This window comes from Phenylobacterium sp. LjRoot97 (genome assembly GCF_964254345.1).
In the GTDB taxonomy this organism is placed as follows: Bacteria; Pseudomonadota; Alphaproteobacteria; order Caulobacterales; family Caulobacteraceae; genus Phenylobacterium.
Map to the genome: position 1 here is coordinate 1,881,784 of NZ_CAXUTH020000001.1, position 19,423 is coordinate 1,901,206.

19 protein-coding genes are annotated in these 19,423 nt (G+C 69.1%); 12 read left to right on the top strand and 7 right to left on the bottom strand.

Annotated features, from left to right (window positions below):
- Positions 1-4 precede the first annotated feature (4 nt).
- The 3 genes from pyrE to acpS are packed head-to-tail and all read left to right on the top strand — an operon-like array spanning position 5 to position 1,739.
- On the top strand, positions 5-589 hold the full coding sequence (gene pyrE / locus ACSQ2H_RS09435; protein ID WP_056018380.1) for an orotate phosphoribosyltransferase: 585 nt from the start codon (positions 5-7) through the stop codon (positions 587-589).
- On the top strand, positions 586-1,344 hold the full coding sequence (locus tag ACSQ2H_RS09440; RefSeq protein WP_436061158.1) for a pyridoxine 5'-phosphate synthase: 759 nt from the start codon (positions 586-588) through the stop codon (positions 1,342-1,344). Before pyrE ends, ACSQ2H_RS09440 begins: the two co-directional genes overlap by 4 nt.
- Complete coding sequence (acpS, locus tag ACSQ2H_RS09445; protein ID WP_436061159.1) at positions 1,341-1,739, top strand: holo-ACP synthase; 399 nt, start codon at positions 1,341-1,343, stop codon at positions 1,737-1,739. Before ACSQ2H_RS09440 ends, acpS begins: the two co-directional genes overlap by 4 nt.
- On the opposite strand, the gene ACSQ2H_RS09450 is transcribed toward acpS, so the two are convergent.
- Both ACSQ2H_RS09450 and ACSQ2H_RS09455 read right to left on the bottom strand, forming a co-directional pair.
- The gene (locus ACSQ2H_RS09450; protein ID WP_436061160.1) at positions 1,740-2,102 is read right to left on the bottom strand and encodes a nuclear transport factor 2 family protein; all 363 of its coding nucleotides are present in this window, start codon (positions 2,100-2,102) and stop codon (positions 1,740-1,742) included. It lies immediately after the preceding gene.
- A gap of 23 nt (positions 2,103-2,125) precedes the next feature.
- Positions 2,126-3,022, bottom strand: a complete 897-nt coding sequence (locus ACSQ2H_RS09455) for an EamA family transporter (RefSeq protein WP_436061161.1) — start codon at positions 3,020-3,022, stop codon at positions 2,126-2,128.
- A 246-nt stretch (positions 3,023-3,268) separates the two neighbouring features.
- On the opposite strand from ACSQ2H_RS09455, the gene lepB reads away from it, so the two are divergent.
- The 7 genes from lepB (at position 3,269) to aspS (ending at position 12,089) form a co-directional block, all read left to right on the top strand.
- Positions 3,269-4,042 (top strand): signal peptidase I, encoded by a 774-nt coding sequence (gene lepB / locus ACSQ2H_RS09460; protein ID WP_436061162.1) that lies wholly within the window; start codon positions 3,269-3,271, stop codon positions 4,040-4,042.
- A complete protein-coding gene (gene rnc / locus ACSQ2H_RS09465) occupies positions 4,039-4,737 on the top strand; it encodes a ribonuclease III (protein WP_436061163.1) in 699 nt (232 codons plus the stop codon). Before lepB ends, rnc begins: the two co-directional genes overlap by 4 nt.
- Positions 4,734-5,669 carry a GTPase Era gene (gene era, locus ACSQ2H_RS09470; RefSeq protein ID WP_436061164.1) on the top strand — a complete coding sequence of 312 codons (936 nt, stop codon included), beginning with the start codon at positions 4,734-4,736 and terminating at the stop codon, positions 5,667-5,669. The genes rnc and era overlap by 4 nt, the downstream gene beginning before the upstream one ends.
- A 41-nt stretch (positions 5,670-5,710) precedes the next feature.
- Positions 5,711-6,442: a DNA repair protein RecO gene (recO, locus tag ACSQ2H_RS09475; RefSeq protein ID WP_436061165.1), complete on the top strand. Its 732-nt coding sequence runs from the start codon at positions 5,711-5,713 to the stop codon at positions 6,440-6,442.
- 72 nt (positions 6,443-6,514) lie between these two features.
- Complete coding sequence (parC, locus tag ACSQ2H_RS09480; protein WP_436061166.1) at positions 6,515-8,764, top strand: DNA topoisomerase IV subunit A; 2,250 nt, start codon at positions 6,515-6,517, stop codon at positions 8,762-8,764.
- A 72-nt stretch (positions 8,765-8,836) separates the two neighbouring features.
- Complete coding sequence (locus ACSQ2H_RS09485) at positions 8,837-10,165, top strand: serine hydrolase domain-containing protein (protein ID WP_436061167.1); 1,329 nt, start codon at positions 8,837-8,839, stop codon at positions 10,163-10,165.
- A gap of 94 nt (positions 10,166-10,259) precedes the next feature.
- Positions 10,260-12,089 carry an aspartate--tRNA ligase gene (gene aspS, locus ACSQ2H_RS09490; protein ID WP_436061168.1) on the top strand — a complete coding sequence of 610 codons (1,830 nt, stop codon included), beginning with the start codon at positions 10,260-10,262 and terminating at the stop codon, positions 12,087-12,089.
- Between the two features lie 53 nt (positions 12,090-12,142).
- Here the strand turns inward: aspS and ACSQ2H_RS09495 are convergent, their stop codons facing one another.
- From ACSQ2H_RS09495 to ACSQ2H_RS09505, 3 genes are all read right to left on the bottom strand, one after another.
- Complete coding sequence (locus ACSQ2H_RS09495) at positions 12,143-13,033, bottom strand: pentapeptide repeat-containing protein (protein ID WP_436061169.1); 891 nt, start codon at positions 13,031-13,033, stop codon at positions 12,143-12,145.
- Positions 13,034-13,124: 91 nt separating this feature from the next.
- Positions 13,125-13,613, bottom strand: coding sequence for a pentapeptide repeat-containing protein (locus tag ACSQ2H_RS09500; protein ID WP_436061170.1), 489 nt, complete (start codon positions 13,611-13,613; stop codon positions 13,125-13,127).
- 72 nt (positions 13,614-13,685) lie between these two features.
- On the bottom strand, positions 13,686-16,172 hold the full coding sequence (locus ACSQ2H_RS09505) for a TSCPD domain-containing protein (RefSeq protein ID WP_436061171.1): 2,487 nt from the start codon (positions 16,170-16,172) through the stop codon (positions 13,686-13,688).
- A 168-nt stretch (positions 16,173-16,340) separates the two neighbouring features.
- Between ACSQ2H_RS09505 and ACSQ2H_RS09510 the strand changes: the two genes are divergently transcribed.
- Positions 16,341-16,736, top strand: a complete 396-nt coding sequence (locus tag ACSQ2H_RS09510; protein WP_436061172.1) for an NADH:ubiquinone oxidoreductase subunit NDUFA12 — start codon at positions 16,341-16,343, stop codon at positions 16,734-16,736.
- 2 nt (positions 16,737-16,738) lie between these two features.
- On the top strand, positions 16,739-17,416 hold the full coding sequence (locus ACSQ2H_RS09515; protein WP_436061173.1) for a DUF2155 domain-containing protein: 678 nt from the start codon (positions 16,739-16,741) through the stop codon (positions 17,414-17,416).
- Here ACSQ2H_RS09515 and aat read toward each other — a convergent pair.
- Together aat and accC are read right to left on the bottom strand one after the other, a co-directional pair.
- A complete protein-coding gene (gene aat / locus ACSQ2H_RS09520; RefSeq protein WP_436061174.1) occupies positions 17,356-18,003 on the bottom strand; it encodes a leucyl/phenylalanyl-tRNA--protein transferase in 648 nt (215 codons plus the stop codon). The genes ACSQ2H_RS09515 and aat overlap by 61 nt on opposite strands.
- 65 nt (positions 18,004-18,068) lie before the next feature.
- Positions 18,069-19,421: an acetyl-CoA carboxylase biotin carboxylase subunit gene (accC, locus tag ACSQ2H_RS09525; RefSeq protein WP_436061175.1), complete on the bottom strand. Its 1,353-nt coding sequence runs from the start codon at positions 19,419-19,421 to the stop codon at positions 18,069-18,071.
- Between the last annotated feature and the right edge of the window lie 2 nt (positions 19,422-19,423).

Consider the following 19,423-nt stretch of genomic DNA (forward strand, 5'->3'; position numbering starts at 1 on the left):
CGACATGAACACTGAAGACGTCCTGGAAGAATTCCGCGCCTCGGGCGCGCTGCGCGAAGGCCATTTCGTGCTGTCGAGCGGCCTGCACTCCGGGACGTTCCTGCAGAAAAACCTGGTGTTCCAGTATCCGGAGCGCACCGCGCGGCTGTGCAAGGCGCTGGCCGAGAAGATCAAGGAAGCGGTGGGCGAGGTCGATCTCTGCATCTCGCCGGCCGTGGGCGGGATCATCCCGGGCTACGAGACCGCGCGGCAGCTGGGCGTTCCGTCGATGTACGTCGAGCGCGAGGGCGGCGAGTTCAAGCTGCGCAGGGCGTTCGAGATTCCGCCGGGCGCCCGGATCGCGATGGTCGAGGACATCGTCTCGACCGGCCTGTCGTCGCGCGAGTGCGTGGAAGCCATCAAGAAGGCCGGCGGCAATGTCGTGGTCGCGGCCTGCATCGTCGACCGCTCGGGCGGCCGGGCCGACCCCGGCGCGCCGTTCGTGGCCCTGGCCCGGCTGGACGTGCCGGCCTATCCGGCCGACCAGCTGCCGCCAGAGCTGGCGGCGATCCCGGTCGAGGATCCCGGCAGCCGGAGACTGAGCAAGTGAGCAAGCTGCGGCTGGGCGTGAACATCGACCACGTGGCGACCATCCGGAACGCCCGTGGCAGCAGCTATCCCGATCCTGTGCGGGCGGCCGAACTGGCCATCGCCGCGGGCGCGGACGGCATCACCGCCCACCTGCGCGAGGACCGGCGCCACATCTCGGACGCCGACATCGAAGCGCTGGCGGCGATCACCCGTAAGCGCGGCCGGCCGTTGAACTTCGAGATGGCGGTGACGCAGGAGATGGAAGCCATCGCCCTGGCTCACCTGCCGCATGCGGCCTGCCTGGTGCCCGAGCGGCGCGAGGAGCGCACGACCGAAGGCGGGCTCGACGTGGTCGGCGGGCACAACCACATCGCCCCGGTGGTCAGCAAGCTCGTCGCCGCCGGCGTGCGGGTCTCGTGCTTCATCGACGCCGATCCGGCCCAGGCGGCGGCCGCCAAGGCGATGGGCGCACAGGTGGTCGAGTTCCACACCGGGGCCTATTGTGACGCCGTGCGCGAGCGCTCGCCCGCGGCCCCGGCTTTGCTGGAAGGCCTGCGCGTCGCCGCAGCTGAAGCCGGGCGGCTGGGGCTGGAAGTCCATGCCGGCCACGGCATCGACTACGAGACCGTCAAGCCGATCGCGGCGATCCCGGAAGTCATGGAGCTGAACATCGGCCACTTCCTGATCGGTGAGGCGATCTTCGTGGGCCTGTCGCCGGCCATCCATCGCATGCGCGCGCTGATGGACGAGGCGCGGGTGGGGAAAGCGGCGTGATCATCGGCATCGGCTCCGACCTGTCCGACATCCGCCGCGTCGCCGAGACGCTGGAGCGGTTCGGCGAACGATTCACCAACCGCATCTTCACCGAGATCGAGCGGACGCGGTCGGAGCGCAAGCCGGACCGGGCGTCGAGCTACGCTAAGCGGTTCGCGGCCAAGGAAGCTTGCGCCAAGGCGCTGGGCACCGGCCTGCGGGCCGGGGTGTTCTGGCGTGACATGGGCGTGGTCAACATGCGTTCGGGCCAGCCGACCATGGCGCTGACCGGCGGCGCAGCCGAGCGGCTCGCCAAGATGACGCCGCCTGGCCACAAGGCGGTGATCCACCTGTCGCTGACCGACGACCACCCCTACGCGCAGGCCTTCGTGATCATCGAGGCGGTGCCGGAGTAGTCAGGCCATCTGACGCGGGTCGTAGAAGAACGTCTCGCGGGCGATCCTGTCGCCGCGCCAGGTCTGCCACGCGACTTCCTCCATGGCCTTGGACGGTCCTTCGTGCGGGACGAAGGTGAAGCGCCAGCGGATCACGACGGTGTCGCCGTCGACCAGCGGCGGGGCCAGGAGTTCGGTCTCGACGCGTTCCACGCGGGCGAGAGTGCGGGTCTCGCCGTCCATCAGCAGATCGCGCCCGACGCGCGGCTCGCCCTGGTTCTCCTGCATGGAGGCATCGTCGTGGTACCAGTCGCGGATGGCCCCGACATGGTCGCCGGAGAGGACCTGGGCGGTGAAGGCGTCGACGGTCGTGCGCTCGGGCATGGGCGATCTCCTCGCCTGGAAAGCTAGGCGCGGACGAGACGCCGTTCCAGGCGCGGCCAGAAGATATTCAGCGCCAAGCCGCTCATCACCAGGGCGGCGGCGAGCAGCTTCCAGCCGGGCAGGCTCTCGCCGAGGAACACGGCCGAAGCGCCCATGCCGAACACCGGGACCAGCATGGCCATCGGCGTGATGGTCGCGGCGGGGTGGCGCGACAGCAGCCAGCCCCAGGCGGCATAGCCGAACAGGGTGTTGCCGACCGACTGCCAGAGCACCGCGGCCCAGGTGGCGGCGTCGGCGGCGCGGACGCCCTCGATCATCGCGGTCGGGCCTTCGAAGACCAGCGCCAGGACCAGCAGCGGCGGCACCGAGAACAGGCTGGCCCAGACCACGTAGGCCAGCATGTTGACCTGACCCGCGGCGCGGGAGAACGCGTTGCCGCCCGCCCAGCTGGCCGCGGCGGCCAGCACGAGGGCCAGGCCGAGCGGAGTGACCGAGGCGTCGGTGTTGTGGCTGACGATGACCAGCAGCCCGACGGCGGCCAGAGCCAGGGCCACGACCTGGAAGCTGCGCAGGCGTTCCTTGGCCAGCCACATGGCGAGGCCGATGGTGAAGAACACCTGGGTCTGCACGACCAGCGACGCCAGGCCTGGCGAGATGAAGCCGTTGATGGCGATGTAGAGCAGGCCGAACTGGCCCGCGCCGATCAGCACCCCATAGGCGGCGAGGTTCTTCCACGGCACGGCCGGCTTCTTGAGGAAGAACACCGCCGGCAGCAGCGCGAAGGTGAAGCGCAGCACCGCGAAGGTCAGCGGCGGCAGATGGTCGAGGCCGATGCGGATGACCACGAAGTTGGTGCCCCACACCGCGACGACGGCGAGGGCGAGCAGCACATGGGGCAGCGGCAGGCCTGGACGAGTCATGAGCGCGTGATACTCCCGCACGCGCGGCGGACAATGCAGGAAAGTTGCGGGGCCCGTCAGCGGCGTTGGATATCTCGTCGCAGGGGCCGGCGCGAAGGAAAGCTCAATGCTGGCCTGGAGTTTGCTTGATCGGCCGCAAAATGGCCGTATCGCGCCACGAGGAGAGTCCTCTGTCGCGCGCTTGCTCAAGGCCAATGCAACGTCTAGCTAGGCGAACTGTCCGCTGCTTCGGGCTAAGGATTGAAGATGACCGACCGCGCCGAGACCGCTTCCGAAAAGGCCAGCGGGGTGAACGATTTCGTAGAGATCGTGAAGACCGTCGCCTACGCGCTGCTGATCGCGCTGTTCCTGCGCGTCCTGTTCTTCCAGCCGTTCACGATCCCGTCGGCCTCGATGGAGCCGACGCTGCTGGAAGGCGACTACATCATCGTCTCGAAGTTCTCCTACGGCTATTCGCGCCATTCGATCCCGTTCAGCCCGCCGCTGTTCAAGGGCCGGATCATGGAGCAAAAGCCCGAGCGCGGGGACATCATCGTCTTCAAGCTGCCGCGCGACGGCCGCACCGACTACATCAAGCGGCTGATCGGCGTGCCGGGCGACCGGGTGCAGATGCGCCAGGGCCGCCTGTGGATCAACGGCAAGGAAGTCGTCGACAAGGAACTGCCGCCGGTGATGATCGATTCCGGCTACGGCTTCACCCGCAACGTCCAGCGCTTCCAGGAGACGCTGCCGGGCGGCCGCACCTTCATCACCTATGATTTCGGTCCCGATGGCGACGTCGACAACACGCCGACCTTCGTGGTGCCCGAAGGCCACTACTTCTTCATGGGTGACAACCGCGACAACTCGCTCGACAGCCGCGTGCCGGCCGAGATCGGGGTGGGCTTCGTCCCGGCTGAGAACCTGGTCGGCAAGGCGCAGATCATCCTGCTGTCCTGGAACCCGGGAGCGTCGTTGTTCAAGCCCTGGACCTGGGTCATGAACGCCCGGCCCAGCCGGTTCTTCAACATCCTCCAATGAACAGACGAGAAGTCGCGGTCGCCGAACTGGAAGGCCGCATCGGCCACGTCTTCCACGACCGCGAGCTTCTGGAGCGCGCGCTGACGCATGCCAGCGTCGGCGACGGCGCGTTGAAGGTCCGCCACTACGAGCGGCTGGAGTTCCTGGGCGACCGGGTGCTGAACCTCCTCGCGGCCGAGCGGCTGATGGCCCTGAACTCAGAGGCGCGGGAAGGGGAGATGAGTCGGCTGATGGCCGGGCTCGTCAACTATCACGCCTGCGCCAGGGTCGCCCGGCGGATCGGATTGCCCTCCGCGCTGCGCATGGCGCCGAGCGCCAGCAAGATCGGCGCGCGCGACAAGGACACCGTGCTGGGCGACGCCTGCGAAGCGCTGATCGGGGCGATCTATATCGACGATGGCCTTGAGGCCGCCCGCGCCTTCTTCCTGGAGTTCTGGGCCGAGGAGTTCGAGCGCCTGGACGCGCCGCAGATCAAGGATCCCAAGACCCAGCTCCAGGAATGGGCGCAGGGTCGCGGCATGCCGCTGCCGCTCTACAAGGTGGTCGGGCGCGAAGGCCCTGACCACGCTCCCTCGTTCACCGTGTCGGTGACCGTGGGCGACTATGAACCCGAACTTGCCGAAGGCCGTTCCCGTCAGGAGGCCGAAAAGGCCGCGGCCACGGTGATGCTGCTCAAACGCGAAGGACCTCAATGACCACCCGCGCCGGCTTCGCCGCGATTATCGGAGCCCCGAATGCGGGCAAGTCGACCCTGACCAACCGCTTGGTCGGGGCCAAGGTCACGATCGTGACCCAGAAGGTCCAGACCACGCGGTTCCCCGTGCGCGGCGTCGCCATGGCGGGCGAGTCGCAGATCGTGCTGGTCGACACCCCCGGCATCTTCTCGCCGCGCCGCCGGCTGGACCGGGCGATGGTGCGTTCGGCCTGGGGCGGGGCGGACGAAGCCGACGTCACCGTCCACCTGGTCGACGTGCAGGCCGAACTGGCCGCCGACGAGCCGGGCGCCAAGTCGGCCGACAAGCGTTCGGCCGCCGACGTGCAGACCATCGTCGAGGGCCTGAAGACCGCCGGCAAGAAGGTGATCCTGGCGCTCAACAAGATCGATGGCCTCAAGCGCGAACGGCTGCTGGGTCTGGCGCAGCGGCTGTTCGAGACTGGGGTCTACACCGAGGTGTTCATGATCTCGGCCGCTGACGGCCAGGGCGTGGACGACCTGAAGGCGCGGCTGGCCGAACTGATGCCGGAGAGCCCCTGGCTCTATCCGGAGGAGCAGACCGCCGACCTGCCGGCGCGGCTGCTGGCCGCCGAGATCACGCGCGAGAAGCTGTTCCTGCGCGTCCACGAGGAATTGCCCTACGCCGCCGCTGTCGAGACCACGGCGTTCCAGGAGCGCAAGGACGGCTCGGTGCGCATCGAGCAGTCGATCTATGTCGAACGCGAAAGCCAGCGCCCCATCGTGCTGGGCAAGAACGGCCAGACCCTGAAGTGGATCGGCCAGAAGTCGCGCGAGGAGCTGATCGAGCTGTTCGACCGGCCGGTGCACCTGTTCCTGCACGTGAAAGTCGACGAGCGCTGGGCCGACAAGCGCGAATTCTATGGCGACGTGGGCCTGGATTTCGACGCCTAGCACCCTAGTTTGGGCGTCATGGTCCTGGCGGCTCGCGGCTGATGGAATTCGAAGACGACGCCTATGTGCTGTCGGCGCGCGCCTTTGGCGAGACCGGAGCGATCGTCGAGCTGCTGACGGCGCGGCACGGCAAGTACGCCGCGCACGTCGCCGGGGGCGCCTCGCGGCGGATGAAGCCGTTCCTGCAGGCCGGGGCGCGGACGATCGTCCATTACCGGGCGCGGGTGTCTGACCAGCTGGGTTCGGCGCAGCTGGAGCCGGTGGGCGAGGGGCCCTCAGCGCTGTTCGACGACCGCATGGCGCTGGCGGGCCTGTCGGCCGCCGCGGCGGTGGCCGCCGCCGCCTTGCCCGAGCGCGAGCCGCACCCCGGCGTGTTCCTGGCGTTCGAGGCGCTGACCGCGGCGCTGATGCTGCCGGAGATCTGGCCGGCGGTGTTCGTGCGCTTCGAGGCCGGACTGCTGCAGGACCTGGGCTTTGGAATGGACCTGTCGAAGTGCGCGGCGACCGGCGAGGTCGATGATCTCATCTATGTCAGTCCGCGCACCGGGCGGGCGGTGAGCCGCAAGGCCGGAGAGCCCTACAAGGACCGTCTGCTGCCGCTGCCGCCGTTCATGCTCTCGGCCCAGACCGGATTGGCGGCGGGGGACGTCAGAGCGGGCCTGGACCTGACTGCGCACTTCCTGGAGCTGTTCGTGTTCGGGCCGATCAACAAGCCGCTTCCGCCGGCGCGGGTGTGGTTGGTCGAGCGGCTGGGCGAGGCCGAGCGGCTGTAGGCCCCATCGGCCGCGGCGACTTCCGTCGCGTCGCCCGTTAGAACGGGACTGAACTGCGAGTTTGATTCGACCATGACCAAGCACACCCCACCGCCGGGCGACGGCGAAGGCGACCGCATCATCGACGAGCCGCTGACCGAGGCCCTCTCGCGTCGGTACCTGGCCTATGCGCTCTCGACGATCACCGGACGGGCGCTGCCCGACGTGCGCGACGGGATGAAGCCGGTGCACCGGCGGCTGATGTACGCCATGCGCCAGCTGCGGTTGGACCCGAACACCACGGCCAAGAAGTGCGCCCGCGTCGTCGGCGACGTCATCGGTAAGTATCACCCGCACGGCGACACCGCCGTCTATGACGCCCTGGTGCGCCTGGCCCAGGACTTCGCCCAGCGCTACCCACTGGTCGACGGGCAGGGGAACTTCGGCAACATCGACGGCGATAACGCCGCGGCCATGCGATACACCGAGTGCAAACTGACCGTGGCCGCGCAGCTGCTGCTGGACGGCATCGACGAGGACGCGGTCGACTTCCGCCCGACCTATGACGGGGAAGACGAAGAGCCGGTGGTGCTGCCGGCCGGGTTCCCGAACCTGCTGGCCAACGGGTCGAGCGGCATCGCGGTGGGCATGGCCACCTCGATCCCGCCGCACAACGCCGCCGAGCTGATCGACGCTTGCCTGGTGCTGCTGGAAGACCCCAACGCCGAGACCTCGCGGCTGATGGACCATGTCCAGGGCCCCGACTTCCCGACCGGCGGGATCATCGTCGAGTCGCGCGAGAGCATGCTGGAGACCTACGCCACCGGTCGCGGCGGCGTTCGGGTGCGGGCGCGCTGGGAGAAGGAAGACACTGGCCGCGGGACCTATCAGATCATCGTCACCGAGGTTCCCTACCAGGTGAAGAAGGCCGATCTGGTCGAGCAACTCGCCGACCTGATCGAAACCAAGAAGGCGCCGCTGCTGGGCGACGTGCGCGACGAGAGCGCCGAGGACGTGCGTCTGGTTCTCGAACCGAAGAACCGCAACGTCGAGCCTGAAGTGCTGATGGAGAGCCTGTTCAAGCTCTCGGCGCTGGAGAACCGCTTCCCGGTCAATATGAACGTGCTGGACGCCAAGGGCGCGCCGGGCGTCATGGGCCTGCGCCAGCTGCTGCAGTCGTTCCTCGATCACCGCCGCGAGGTGGTGGTGCGCCGGGCCCGCTTCCGCCTGGATAAGATCGAAGCTCGACTGCACATCGTCGACGGCTTGGTCATCGCCTTCCTCAATCTGGACGAGGTGATCCGCATCGTCCGCTACGAGGACGAGCCCAAGGCCAAGCTGATCGAGGCCTTCGCGCTGACGGAGATCCAGGCCGACGCCATCCTCAACACCCGCCTGCGCCAACTGGCCAAGCTGGAGGAGATGGAGCTCCGCCGCGAGCACGCCGAGCTGGCCGAGGAACGCGACGGGCTGCTGAAGATGCTGGCCTCGGATCGGGCGCAGTGGCGGCTGGTCGGCGTCGGCCTGAAGGACGTGCGCGCGATCCTGGGACCGGACACGAACCTCGGCAAGCGCCGCTCGACCTTCGACACCGCCCCGGTGGTGGACGCCGAGGCGGCCATGGAAGCGATGATCGTGCGCGAGCCGATCACCGTGATCCTGTCCGAGCGCGGCTGGATCCGCGCCGCCAAGGGCAAGGTGGAAGACCCGTCGGAGCTGAAGTTCAAGGAAGGCGACAAGCTCGGCTTTATCGTTCCGGCCGAGACGACCGACAAGCTGCTGATCTTCGCCTCGGACGGCAGGTTCTTCACCATCGGTTGCGACAAGCTGCCGAGCGCCCGCGGTCACGGCGAGCCGCTGCGGCTGATCCTGGACCTCGACGACAAGACCGACATCATCGACATCTTCCCCCACAAGCCGGGGACCAAGCGGGTCATCGCGTCCAAGGAGGGCTACGGCTTCATCCTGCCCGAGGAGGAGGCGGTCAGCTTCCGCCGGGCCGGCAAGCAGGTGCTGAACGCCGGGGCCAAGGGCGCGGCCTTCGCCATGCCGATGAGCGGCGACCACTTCGGCGTGGTCGGCGACAACGGCAAGATCCTGATCTTCCCGCTGTCGGAGCTGCCGGAGATGCCGCGCGGCAAGGGCGTGAAGCTGCAGACCTACCGCGAGGGCGGTCTGCGCGACGCGGTGGTGTTCAACGCCGAGGACGGCGCGACCTGGATCGACACCGCCGGGCGCACCCGCGTCTGGGGCGAGTGGCGCGAGTGGCTGGGGCGGCGCGCCGCGGCCGGCAAGCTGGCGCCCAAGGGCTTTCCGACCAGCAAGCGGTTCAAGCCGAAATAGCTTCGGCGACACCTTGTAGGTGTCGGGTGCAACGCTAAGCTTCGCCGACCGATGTTCGGGAGGGGAAGTTTCATGAAGCGCCATCTGCTGGCGACGGCTCTGGCCGCGGTTTCGCTGAGCTGGGCCGCCGCGCCCGCCGTCCTGGCTAGGGAGCCGGCCACGGCGCTGGCGCCGGCCGCCAGCCCGGAGGCGGTCGGCTTCGACGGCGCCCGGCTGAAGCGCCTCGACGCGGCGATGGCCAAGGCGGTGGCCGACGGCCGGGTGGCTGGCGTGCAGACCCTGCTGGCGCGGCATGGCCAGGTGGTGGCGTTCAACAGCTACGGCAAGGCGAACCTCGAGACCGGCGCGCCGCTCGAGAAGGACGCCATCTTCCGCATCTATTCAATGTCCAAGCCGGTGACCGGCGTTGCGATGATGATCCTGTTCGAGGAAGGCCGCTGGCGTCTCGACGACCCGATCACGACCTATCTGCCCGAGATGAAGGACCTGAAGGTCTGGAAGGGCGTCGACGCCAAGGGCCAGCCGATCCTGGAGCCGGTGAAGCGGGCGCCGACCATGCGCGAGCTGATGAGCCACACGGCCGGGTTCGGCTATGGCCTCAGCGACAAGCACCCGGTCGACCGCATGTTCCGTGACGGGCGGATCCTGGGCGCGGCGGACCTCAAGGACCTGACGACCAAGACCGCCGCGATCCCGCTGATGTACCAGCCGGGCGAGCAGTGGAGCTATTCGGTGGCCGTAGACCTGCAGGGCGCTGTGGTCGAGCGGCTGAGCGGCCAGAGCCTGGGCGACTTCATGGAAAGCCGGATCTTCAAGCCGCTGAAGATGAATGACACCGGCTTCCACACTGGGGCGGCCAAGGCCGGGCGGCTGGCGACGCCCTATATCGGCAATCCTGAGACCGGCAAGATCGAGGAGGCCAAGACCCTCTTCAACCAGCCGATCCAGAACTTCGTCGACAAGCCGCGGCTGGAATCCGGCGGCGGCGGGCTGGTTTCGACCACCCGCGACTACGCCCGTTTCGCGCAGATGATCGCCAACGGCGGGCAGCTGGACGGGGTGCGGATCCTCTCGCCCGCGTCGGTCGAGCTGATGGGGACCAACGTCATTCCGCAGGCGGCGCTGGTGTCGTCGAACGGCTCCACGGCGTCGTCGTTCAACGAGGCGGTCGGGTTCGGGCTGGACTTCATGGTCGTCAACGACCCGCGCAAGGCCGGCAGCCTGGAGGGCAAGGGCACGATGAGCTGGGGCGGGGCGGCCGGCACCTGGTTCTGGGTCGATCCGACCAACGACGTGGTCTTTGTCGGCATGATCCAGCGCTATGGCGGCACCGGCGGCCCGGACCTGGGCGGCCTGACGAGGACCCTGGTCTACCAGGCCCTGGTCGATCCGGCGAAGTAGGGGGATCGCGGGGCGGAATGGGGCGCGCGCCTTGACTTTCGGGGCCCTACATGCGCCCTTCCGCCCTCGATTTTCAGAGCCTTAGCGACTCCCCATGCACGCCTACCGCACCCATACCGCAGGCGCTCTTCGCGCCGCCGACACGGGCCAGACCGTCCGTCTTTCGGGCTGGATCCACCGCAAGCGCGACCACGGTGGTCTCGTCTTCATCGACCTGCGCGACCACTACGGTCTGACCCAGCTGGTGATCAGCCCGGAGACCCCCGGCTTCGACGTCATCGAGCGCCTGCGCGCCGAGAGCGTCATCCGCATCGACGGCGAGGTCGTGGCCCGCAGCCCGGAAACCGTGAACGCCAACCTGCCGACCGGCGAAGTCGAGGTGCGCGTGCGTTCGGTTGAGGTGCTGTCGGAAGCCGCCGAGCTGCCGCTGCCGGTCTTCGGCGAGCCGGAGTATCCGGAAGAAATCCGCCTGAAGCACCGCTATCTGGATCTGCGCCGCGAGACGCTGCACCGGAACATCGTGCTGCGCTCGAAGGTCATCCACTCGATCCGCAACCGCATGATCGACCAGGGCTTCCTGGAGTACCAGACGCCGATCCTGACGGCCTCGTCGCCGGAAGGCGCACGCGACTTCCTGGTGCCCTCGCGGATGCACCCGACCAAGTTCTACGCCCTTCCGCAGGCCCCCCAGCAGTTCAAGCAGCTGCTGATGGTCTCGGGCTTCGACCGCTACTTCCAGATCGCGCCCTGCTTCCGCGACGAGGACCTGCGCGCCGACCGCTCGCTCGAGTTCTACCAGCTCGACGTCGAGATGAGCTTCGTGACCCAGGAAGACGTGTTCGCGGCGATCGAGCCGGTGATGCACGGCGTGTTCGTGGAGTTCGGCGGCGGCAAGCGCGTCTCGCCGATCGACCAGTCGATGTCCTACGAGGACGACTTCGGCAAGACGATCGAACACCGGGGCTTCGAGCGCCTGACCTATGTGCAGTCGATGGCCCGCTATGGCACCGACAAGCCCGACCTGCGCAACCCGATCATCATGCAGGACGTCTCCGAGCGCTTCCGCGGCGGCGGGTTCGGCCTGTTCGCGCGCATCCTGGAAGACGCCAAGAACGCCGTCTGGGCGATCCCGGCCCCGAAGGGCGGCAGCCGCGCGTTCTGCGACCGCATGAACAGCTGGGCGCAGGGCGAAGGCCAGCCGGGTCTGGGCTACATCTTCTGGTCGGAAGACCAGGGCGGCTGGGGCGGCCCGATCGCCAAGAACCTGGGCCCGGACGCGACCCAGGCGCTGATGAGCGGCATCGGCATGGGGCAGGGCGACGCGGCCTTCTTCGTGGCCGGCGATCCCAAGGCGTTCGTGAAGTTCGCGGGCAACGCCCGCACCAAGGTCGGCACGGACCTGAACCTGGTCGACGAGGACCAGTTCAAGTTCTGCTGGATCGTCGACTTCCCGATGTTCGAGTGGAGCGAGGAAGAGCAGAAGGTCGACTTCTCGCACAACCCGTTCTCGATGCCGCAGGGCGGCCTGGACGCGCTGCTGAACCAGGACCCGCTGACCATCCGCGCGTTCCAGTACGACATCGTCTGCAACGGCTATGAGCTGTGCTCGGGCGCAATCCGGAACCACCTCCCCGAGGTGATGGTGAAGGCGTTCGAACTGGCCGGCTACGGCTCCAACGTCGTCGAGGAAGAGTTCGGCGGCATGCTGAACGCCTTCCGTCACGGCGCGCCGCCGCACGGGGGCCTGGCGCCCGGCATCGACCGGATCGTCATGCTGCTGGCCGGCGAGACCGCGATCCGTGAGGTCATCGCCTTCCCGCTGAACCAGCAGGGCCAGGACCTGCTGATGAACGCGCCGTCCGAGGTGCTGGAGAAGCAGCTCAAGGAGCTGCACATCCGGCTCGCGACGCCGATCAAGGTCTAGGGCGCGACCAACGTCATGGAAAAGGGGGCCGCTGGTCCCCTTTTTTGTGCCTGTCAGTCGACCGAGGCGAAGTAGCGCGGCGGGGCCGGCGGCGCGGGGGCCGCGGGCGGGGCCGGCGGCGCAGGGTTGCGGCTGACGACGCGGACACGGGCCCCGCGATGGCAGGCCTTGGCGACGAGGCCGGGCGGGGTGCGGGTGGCGCCGTCGGCGCAGGCGTTGTCGAGCTGGTCCTGCTCCAGGCCCTTGGCGCGGGAAAAGTCGACGCCCGCGATGTTGGCGCCGGTCAGGCTGGCGCCGCGGAAGTCGGCATTCACGAACGTCGCGCCCGTGAGGCTGGCGGCCGAGAGGTCGGCGTCGCGGAACGACGCGTGATCGAATGCGCCCGAGCCGAGATTGGCCCCGGTCAGCGCCGCGTCGCGGAAGTCGGCGGCGCGGCCGTTGGCCTTGGAGAAGTTGGCGGCGCGCAGCTCGGCGCCGCGCAGCGAGGCGTTGGAGAGGTTGGCCTTGCTGAAATTGGAACCGGCCGCCGCAGCGTCGCGCATGTCGGCGCGGGCGAGGTTGGCGCCGCCGAAGTTGACGCCGCGGGCCTCGACGTCGCGCAGGCGCGCGTCGGCCAGCACCGCTGTGGTGAAGTTCGCGCCGACCATTTGAGCGTCGCTGAGGTCGGCGCGTGAGAGGTCCGCGCCATTGAAGTTCGCGCCGAGGAAGCGGGCGTCGCGCAGGTCCGAGCCGACCAGGGCGGCCTGGGCGAAGTTGGCGCCGACGAACTGCGCGCCGGCCAGCTTGCGGCCCGACAGCTCGCACTTGGCGCAGGCGCCGCCAAACGAGACCATCCGCGCCACGTCCTTGTCGCCCATGTTGGCGCTGGCCAGGCCGGGAATGGCGGCGAGCGCCACGGCGACCAGGGCGGAGAGCGCGGGCAGGGAACGCGTCAGACGAGGCATCGAAGCTTGGCGTTGTTGGTCCATGATGTGAGCATGTGCTCTCGACACCCTGTGGACGCTACTTAATTCGCGGTAATTGTCAGCAGCTTAGCTAGCAGCTGGGGATGCGCAGGCCGCCGGGCAGCACGGTCGAACCGTCCCCGCAGGCGCGGTTCAGCTGGGCTTGAGACAAACCCCGTGCGCCATCCAGCTCAGCTCCGGAAAAATTGGCCCCGTCAAGCTTGGCGCCGGCGAAATTCGCCCCGCTGAGATGCGTGCCGACAAAGCTGGAATTGGTGAGGTCGGCGCCGGCGAAATTCGAGCTGGAGAACACTCCGCCATAGGCTTCGACGTCGCGCAGGTCGGCGCCGGAGAAGTTCACGCGATTCATCACCGCCAGGGACAGGTCGGCCTGACGCAGGCGTGCGCCGGCGAAATTCTGGCCGCGCATCTCCAGCCCGGCCATGTCGGCCTGGAAGAGGTTGCACTTCGGACAGCTGGCGCCGCGGCGTGCCTGGCCGATCTGGCCGGCGTTCTGGGCGCTGGCAGGCGCAGCTACGGCGAGGGCGGCGAGGACGCCGATCGCGACGAGCGGTTTCATGAGGAGCCCTCCGACAAGGGCTCCTTGCTTAGCGGTGAAGCTTTAAGGCGAGGTGACCGCCGCCGAACGGCGTCATCCGGTCATGTCGCCGCCCTGCGGCGTCGCCCGGGTTCCGCAGGTCTCGCAGATCAGGCTGGCGCCCTTGCGAACCACGGCGATGTCGCCGCAAGCGGCGCAGACGTCAGCCTCAGCCGCTGGCGGCCGGGCGGCGGCGCTGGGCAGGAAAACCAGGTTGTCGGGCGCGGCCCCGCGGGCGAAGCCGCGGGAGATGAAGTGGCTGGCCGGCTGGGGGCCGTCCTCGTCGTCGCTCTTGCCGTCGCCCAGGCCGTCGGCGTTGAGCTCGTCCGGGTCGGCGTTGGCGAGGTCGTTGCGGCCCAGATAGGAGACGCCGAGCTCTCGGAACAGGTAGTCGAGGATCGAGGTCGCCGAGCGCACGGAGTCGTTGCCGGTGACCGGACCGGCCGGTTCGAAGCGGGTGAAGACGAAGGCGTCGACGAACTCGTCGAGCGGCACGCCGTACTGCAGGCCGATCGAGATCGCGATGGCGAAGTTGTTCATCAGCGAGCGGAAGGCGGCGCCTTCCTTGTGCATGTCGATGAAGATCTCGCCGAGTTCGCCGTCCTCGTACTCGCCGGTGTGCAGGTAGACCTTGTGGCCGCCGACGCTGGCCTTCTGGATGTAGCCCTTGCGGCGGTCGGGCAGCTTGCGGCGGGTGCGGTCGCGCTCGACGATGCGCTCGACGATCCGTTCGGGCTGCGGGGCGCGGGCCTCGGCCTCCGGTTCGCGGAGCGTGCGGGGCGGCGGCTCGCTCGCCTTGGGCAGATCCAGCACCATGTCGGCCGGAGCTGCGGCGCGCCGCATGCGCAGGGCCGGGGCCTTGGCGCGCGCAGCCATGGCGATCACGCCAGCGGCGTCGGCCGGAGTGGTGTCCCACTCCAGCTCCAGGTCGGCCATGGCCGGCACCGCGAGGGCGTGGGCGATGACGGCCAGCACCGCGAAGTAACGTTCGGGGCCAAGCTCGTCCGCAGTCTCGAACACAGCCTGTTGGGCGGCGGTGAGGAAGTCGGCCTGGGAGAGCGCCCCCGACCCCATGGCGTAGGCCTCGGCCTGCGCGATCTCCTCGTCGCCGAAGCCCGCCAGCTTGAGCACGTTCAGGGCCGGATCGGCGAGATCGGCGTCGGTGGCGCCGAGCACGTCGCAGAGGAAGCCGGCGTCGATGGCGGAGAAGGCCTCGGCCAGGGTCGCGGCGAAGGGCAGGGCGGCCTCGGCCTGGGCGATCTCGTGGTCGGTGAAACCGCGGGCGGCGAGGGCGGCGTGGTCGATGCCGGGGGCCTCGGAAAGGTCCTGGCCGCCGAGCAGCCAGGCCCGCGCCTGGGACAGATCCGCGCCGAGCGCGGTCAGGCCGCTGAGCGCGGACTCGGTCATCACCCGGGTCAGGACGCCGTCCTCGGTCTGGGCGACGGTGACGGGACCCAGCCAGGGGGCGGCCGAGGCGCTGGCTCCGCCGAGCCGCAGGGCGAGTTCGGGATCGTCGAACACCGCCAAGCCGCCGTTTAGCTTGGCGCCCGAGGCGACGCAGGCCGAAGCGGCGTGCCGGTAGAGGTCACGGACGGCCGTGCGGCCGGCCTCGGAGTCGTAGGTCAGGCCCTGGGCGACGAGCCAGTCGGCGACGCCGGCCAGGCCGAGCGAAGCGGGACGCTCGCCGCCGACCGCCGCCAAGGCGGCCGCCAGCAGCGCGACGGCCGAGGCGAAGGCGGCGGCGTCGAAGTCCGGCCCGGACCCGAAGGCCATCAGGTTGACCGCCCCGCGCGCGCCGCCCCAGGCGCGAGCGACGCCCTGGGCGATGTCGGGGGTAAGGGCGAGCGCGAGGGCGCCGGTCTCCCAGGCCGCGGCGGCGAGCGAGGGTTCGGGCGTGCTGGGCCCGACGCAGATCAGTTCGAGGTCCTCGGCGGCGCCGGCGTCCGGTTCGGCGGCCGCCCACTCGAGCTCGCCAGCCTTGGCCAGGGCGATGGCGTCGAGGATCATCGCGTCGGTGGCGCCGGCCGCACGGGCGGCCTCGGCGCTGCGGGCCAGGCTGGCGTTGGCGCGCAGGTCGGCGCAGGCGGCCGGATCGCCTTCGCAGCGAAGGATGGAGTCCATCACCGCCTGGAGCCGGGCGCCCATCTCACGGGCGGCGGCGCGGGCCATCGCGCGGCCGCGACGCTGGGCGCGCAGCGCGGCGAGGGCCGGCGCGCAAGCATCGCCAAGTTGAACGACGGGCGTGGCCGCATCAGGCCGCGGCCAGGAGATGGCGATCTGGCCGGCCAGCATGGCCGCGCCGAGATCGCGTCGAAACGCGGCGCGGGCCCGGGCCGTCTCGAACAGCGCGGCCGAATCGCCGCGCTGCACGAGGTCTTCGGCGAAGCGGAACACGGCGGCGGGCAGATCGGCGTCCTCGCCCAGCCAGTCGAGCCAGGCCTCGACCCGCGCGTCGGTCCATGACGCGGGGGCCAGAACATCGGCTACGCTGGACGCGCGCTCGAGCGTCCGCCGTTCGATCCTTGCCGCTTCTGCACCCATATCCGGCTCTCCCGTCGGGCGAGTCTAGCAGCGTCGTTAACGCGGGCAATAGATGTTGCGGTCCGTGGGGCGCCTATCCCCAACATATTGCGGATTTCGCGCGGCTGGACGGTGAAGCGTCGGGCGCCTATAGTCCGGCCGCTTCCTGTCTGTCTGGAATTCCCAAACGTGCTCAAGAATATCTTCACCTGGTGGAACGGCGCGACCATCGGCATCCGCAACACGGTTCGCGGCAGCGTGTTCATCGGCAAGGACGAGCTGGGCAACAGCTACTACGAAGCCAAGGACGACCGGAAATCGTACGACAAGGGCCGCAAGCGGCGCTGGGTCATCTACAACGGCTATGCCGAGGCCTCGAAGGTCCCGGCCGACTGGCATGGCTGGCTGCACTACACCTTCGACGAACCGCCGACCAAGGCGCCGCTGAAGCGCCAAGAGTGGGAAAAGGACCACCTGCCGAACCTGACCGGCACGGTGCACGCCTGGAAGCCGCAAGGCTCGATCGCCCGGGGCGGCGAGCGTCAGAAGGCGTCGGGCGACTACGAGGCCTGGCGGCCCGAATAGGCATGTCGCGCGGCCGCACCCTTGCCGGACTGGCGGTGCTGAGCGCCCTGGCGGGCGCCGGCGTGGCGGGCGCGCAGCCGACCTCTCCGAACCAGCAGCCCGCCCAACCGCCGCTGCTGCAGCTGCCGCCAGCGACCCCGCCCACGCCGTCCCCCAATGGAACCGTGACGCCGCCGGTCGCGCAGCCGCCGCCGGCCCGCGAAGAGGCTCCGCCCGCCCAGGTGGCCCCGCCGCCGCCGCTCGCGGCCCCGCCGATCGCCGCCGAAGAGGTCGAGCCGGCACCGGCGCCGAAGGCCCAGGTCGCGGCCAAGCCCGCCGAGGCGGCCAAGCGCGCCCGCTACGACGTCGCCGTGATCCAGGCGCTGGACAAGGTCTCAGCGGAATCCATGCGCTTCGAGGCCGCCGTCGGCCGGCCGGTTCGCTACAAGAACCTCGTCTTCACGGTGAAGGCCTGCGAACGCTCGGCGGCCGATGAGGCGGTCGAAGACTCGGTCGCGCACGTGACCGTGGAGTCCCAGCCGCGCGCTGCGCCCGGCAAGCCCACCCCGCCGCCGCGCCAGGCGTTCCGCGGCTGGATGTATGCGTCCTCGCCGGGCCTCAACCCGCTGGAACACCCGATCTACGACGCCTGGCTGATCACCTGCAGAGCGGCCGCGCCGGTTCCCACCGCGACGCGCTGAAACGAGGCCTGCGCCTCTAGAGCGCGGGCCAGCCGGCGGTGATACTCCGCCCGCGGGATTTCGACCGCCCCGAACGTCGACAGGTGGTCGGTGATGAACTGCGCGTCGAGCAGCCTGTAGCCGTCGCTGAGCAGCCGCGCGACCAGGTGGACCAGCGCCACCTTGGAGGCGTCGGTGCGGCGGCTGAACATGCTCTCGCCGAAGAAGGCCGCGCCGAGCGAGACGCCGTAGAGGCCGCCGACCAGTTCGTCTCCGAGCCAGCACTCGACGCTGTGGGCGTGGCCCATCTCGAACAGCTGGGCGTAGAGGTCCTCGATGACCCCGTTGATCCAGGTTTCGGTGCGGCCAGGCTTGGGGGCGGCGCATTCGAGGACCACGCGCGAGAAGGCGGTGTCGATGCGGATGTCGAAGGGATCGCCGCGCACAGTGCGGGCCAGGCGGCGCGAGACGTGGAAGCCGTCGAGCGGGACGACGCCGCGCTTTTCGGGATCGATCAGGAAGACGCGGTCGTCTTCGCGCGCATCGGCCATCGGGAACACGCCGCGGCCGTAGCACTCAAGGAGCTCGCGGGGGCCGAAACGTTTCATGGCGGCAGTCTATTGGAATTGGCCCGGACTTTCCTCCCCCGCGCGAGCGGGGGAGGATGTCAGGGTCAGGCCTCTTCCTGCTGCGACTTCATCCAGCGTTCGAGCCAGTGGATGTTGTAGTCGCCGGTGAGGAAGTCGGGCTGGTGCAGCAGTTCCTGGAAGAGCGGGATCGAGGTCTCGATGCCGCCGACCACCATCTCGTTCAGGCAGCGGTTGACGCGAGCGATGCACTCTTCGCGGTCGCGGCCGTGGACGATCAGCTTGCCGATTAGGCTGTCGTAGGTGGGCGGGATCGAGTAGCCGGCATAGAGCGCGCTATCGAGGCGCACGCCCAGGCCGCCCGGAGCGTGGAAGTCCGTGACCAGGCCGGGCGACGGCATGAAGGTCTTCGGGTTCTCGGCGTTGATCCGGCATTCGATGGCGTGGCCCTCGAACACGACGTCTTCTTGCCTGAACGAGAGCGGCAGGCCCGCGGCGATACGGATCTGCTCGCGCACCAGATCGATGCCGGTGATGGCCTCGGTGACCGGGTGCTCGACCTGCAGGCGGGTGTTCATCTCAATGAAGAAGAACTCGCCGTTCTCGTACAGGAACTCGATGGTGCCGACGCCGAGGTAGCCGATGGCCTTGATCGCATCGACCACCACCTTGCCGATCTTGGCGCGGCCGGCGGCGTCGATGACGGGCGAGGGGGCTTCCTCGAGCACCTTCTGGTGACGACGCTGCAGCGAGCAGTCGCGTTCGCCCAGATGGCAGACATTGCCGAACTTGTCGGCGATGACCTGGATCTCGATGTGGCGCGGGGTCTGGAGATAGCGCTCCATATAGACCGCGTCGTCGCCGAAGGCGGCCTTGGCCTCGGCGCGGGCGGTGGAGACCGCCTCGTAGAGGTCTTCCTCGGTCTGGGCGACCTTCATGCCGCGCCCGCCGCCGCCGGCGGCGGCCTTGATGAGCACGGGGAAGCCGATTTCCTTGGCCGCCGCGAAGGCCTCTTCCTCGGTCGTGACGGCGCCGTCGGAGCCGGGCACCACCGGGATGCCGGCCTCCTTCACCGCCTGCTTGGCGGTGATCTTGTCGCCCATCATCTTGATGTGGTCGGCGGTCGGACCAATGAAGGTGAAGCCGTGCGCGGCCACGATCTCGGCGAAGCGCGCGTTCTCCGACAGGAAGCCGTAGCCGGGGTGGATCGCCTGGGCGCCCGTGATCTCCGCAGCGGCGATGATCGAGGGGATGTTCAGGTACGACTTGGCGGCGGGGGCCGGGCCGATGCAGACGCTTTCGTCGGCCAGCCGCACCCACATGGCGCCGGTGTCGGCCTCGGAATGGACCGCCACGGTGGAGATGCCCATTTCCTTGCAGGCCCGGTGGACCCGCAGGGCGATCTCGCCGCGATTGGCGATGAGGATTTTGTCGAACATCG

Excerpts from the sequence above, each read along its gene's own strand:
- aspS (WP_436061168.1), top strand. The coding sequence starts at position 10,260 with ATGCACGCCTACCGCACCCATACCGCAGGCGCTCTTCGCGCCGCCGAC.
- parC (WP_436061166.1), top strand. The coding sequence starts at position 6,515 with ATGACCAAGCACACCCCACCGCCGGGCGACGGCGAAGGCGACCGCATC.
- ACSQ2H_RS09485 (WP_436061167.1), top strand. The coding sequence starts at position 8,837 with ATGAAGCGCCATCTGCTGGCGACGGCTCTGGCCGCGGTTTCGCTGAGC.
- aat (WP_436061174.1), bottom strand. The coding sequence starts at position 18,003 with ATGAAACGTTTCGGCCCCCGCGAGCTCCTTGAGTGCTACGGCCGCGGC.
- accC (WP_436061175.1), bottom strand. The coding sequence starts at position 19,421 with ATGTTCGACAAAATCCTCATCGCCAATCGCGGCGAGATCGCCCTGCGG.
- ACSQ2H_RS09455 (WP_436061161.1), bottom strand. The coding sequence starts at position 3,022 with ATGACTCGTCCAGGCCTGCCGCTGCCCCATGTGCTGCTCGCCCTCGCC.
- ACSQ2H_RS09495 (WP_436061169.1), bottom strand. The coding sequence starts at position 13,033 with ATGCCTCGTCTGACGCGTTCCCTGCCCGCGCTCTCCGCCCTGGTCGCC.
- ACSQ2H_RS09450 (WP_436061160.1), bottom strand. The coding sequence starts at position 2,102 with ATGCCCGAGCGCACGACCGTCGACGCCTTCACCGCCCAGGTCCTCTCC.
- lepB (WP_436061162.1), top strand. The coding sequence starts at position 3,269 with ATGACCGACCGCGCCGAGACCGCTTCCGAAAAGGCCAGCGGGGTGAAC.
- rnc (WP_436061163.1), top strand. The coding sequence starts at position 4,039 with ATGAACAGACGAGAAGTCGCGGTCGCCGAACTGGAAGGCCGCATCGGC.
- ACSQ2H_RS09505 (WP_436061171.1), bottom strand. The coding sequence starts at position 16,172 with ATGGGTGCAGAAGCGGCAAGGATCGAACGGCGGACGCTCGAGCGCGCG.
- ACSQ2H_RS09515 (WP_436061173.1), top strand. The coding sequence starts at position 16,739 with ATGTCGCGCGGCCGCACCCTTGCCGGACTGGCGGTGCTGAGCGCCCTG.
- recO (WP_436061165.1), top strand. The coding sequence starts at position 5,711 with ATGGAATTCGAAGACGACGCCTATGTGCTGTCGGCGCGCGCCTTTGGC.
- pyrE (WP_056018380.1), top strand. The coding sequence starts at position 5 with ATGAACACTGAAGACGTCCTGGAAGAATTCCGCGCCTCGGGCGCGCTG.
- ACSQ2H_RS09500 (WP_436061170.1), bottom strand. The coding sequence starts at position 13,613 with ATGAAACCGCTCGTCGCGATCGGCGTCCTCGCCGCCCTCGCCGTAGCT.
- era (WP_436061164.1), top strand. The coding sequence starts at position 4,734 with ATGACCACCCGCGCCGGCTTCGCCGCGATTATCGGAGCCCCGAATGCG.